The following is a 1,577-nucleotide window of genomic DNA, read 5'->3' as shown; positions in this document are numbered from 1 at the left end:
GCCGCCGCCGCCTACGACGCGACGTCCCAGTCCGCCGGTCCGCCATCCGTGGGCCAGGAGGGTGCCGGCCAGGAGGGTGCCGCTCAGGACGGTGCCGCTCAGGATGCTGGCACCGTGAGGGCCGCCACGATCGTGGGTGGCGCCGTGGCGTTGCCGCCCAACACCCGGTTCGGTGCGGCTCTGCGGGCCGTTTACGTCGGTCAGCTCTCCCGCGCTCGGGTGGCACGGGTGCCGCTGTTGTTCGTCGCGGCCTTTCAGTCGCTCGGGATCATGCTGCTGCTCCGGGGTGTGGTCGACACCGGAAACGAGACGACCAGCGAGCAGGTGGTGGCGGGTTCAACCGTGTTGGTGGTGGCCTTCATCGCCCTCAACCTGCTGGCGCAGCGCTTTGGAGCGCTACGCGCGGCTGGGGCGCTCGACTACTACCTGACCTTGCCGATTCCCGGCAGCGCCGTGGTACTGGGCACCGCCGCCTCCTATGCTTCGTTCGCGGTGCCGGGGACGGTCATCACGGCGGTGGTGGGCGCCCTGCTCTACGGCCTTCCGCTGTCGGGTCTGTGGCTGCTCCTACCGGTGGTCGCACTGGCGGGTGCGTCGCTGGCCGGCATCGGAGCGGCGATCGGCCTGCTGGCTCCACGCCAGGAACTGGCCACCGTCGTCGGACAGGTCGGCATGAGCGTCGTGTTGTTCGTGGGCATCATCCCGGCCGACCGGCTGCCTGCCGGGGTCAAGCTGCTGCGGGACCTGGTGCCCAGCACGTACGCGGTGGACGTGCTGGCCGCCGCGTTCCGGCCATCCATCGACTGGGCCGCGGCCGTCGTCGACCTGCTGGTGTGCGCGGTGGTCGCGGTCATCATGCTCACCGCGGCCAGTATGGCGCTACGGCGTGCCGGCAATGCCCGGCGGTAGACGCATGCCAGAGATGAATGAATGGTGACCAAGCCGTTGCCGGACTCGCACGACGCAGGAATGCGGGGCTCACCCCAGGTGCCGGGACTGCGCGGTCCCGGGGGGTTCGTCGGCGCCTTGGATGACCCGCTGGTGGCCGCGGATCGGGACGACCGCTTCTGGGCGGTCGGCCGGAGCGAGATCGTCGCCGGTGTCGTGGGTGCGGTCGCCATGGCCGCGGCCGGGCTGCCGCTCGGACTCCTGTGGGCCGCGGCGGCCCCGCGCCTGGACGTCAGGGCGGCGCTGGCCGGAAGTGAGCTCGCTTTCGACGCCCAGGCCGGCGTCGACGTGTACTTTGCCATGATCTGCGGGATCGGCGGTCTGGTTGCGGGAGCGCTCGCGTTCTGGCGGGGACGCAGCGGCGGCTGGCCGCTACCGGTGGGGCTTGCGCTGGGCGGGCTCACCGGATCCCTGTTGGCCAGCTGGATCGGCCACGAGTTGCGGTCGTCGCGGGTCACTTCACAGCTTCCGGACGGGGCCCGCGACCTTGCCGTCCAGCTCGTCGACTTCCGGCTTCGGTCGTCCGGTTTCCTGGTCGTCCTGCCCGCCGTGTCGTTGTTCGTGCTCGCGGTACTGACCTGGTTTTCGACCTTTCGGATGCCCCGCCGGCCCCTGACCGACCCGACCAG

2 protein-coding genes are annotated in these 1,577 nt (G+C 71.0%); both read left to right on the top strand.

All coding sequences use genetic code 11. The features are described 5' to 3' along the window. On the top strand, nucleotides 1-909 hold a 909-nt coding region (locus tag U9980_RS16185), incomplete at its 5' end, for an ABC transporter permease (RefSeq protein WP_416210293.1). Between the two features lie 24 nt (nucleotides 910-933). Next, a partial coding sequence (locus tag U9980_RS16180) for a hypothetical protein (protein WP_322768676.1) occupies nucleotides 934-1,577 on the top strand: 644 nt, incomplete at its 3' end.

The sequence above is a fragment of the Protofrankia sp. Cr1 genome, assembly GCF_963555865.1.
Taxonomy (GTDB): domain Bacteria; phylum Actinomycetota; class Actinomycetes; order Frankiales; family Frankiaceae; genus Protofrankia.
Note: the sequence above shows the minus strand (reverse complement) of the source record. Positions and strands in the feature narration are given on the sequence as shown.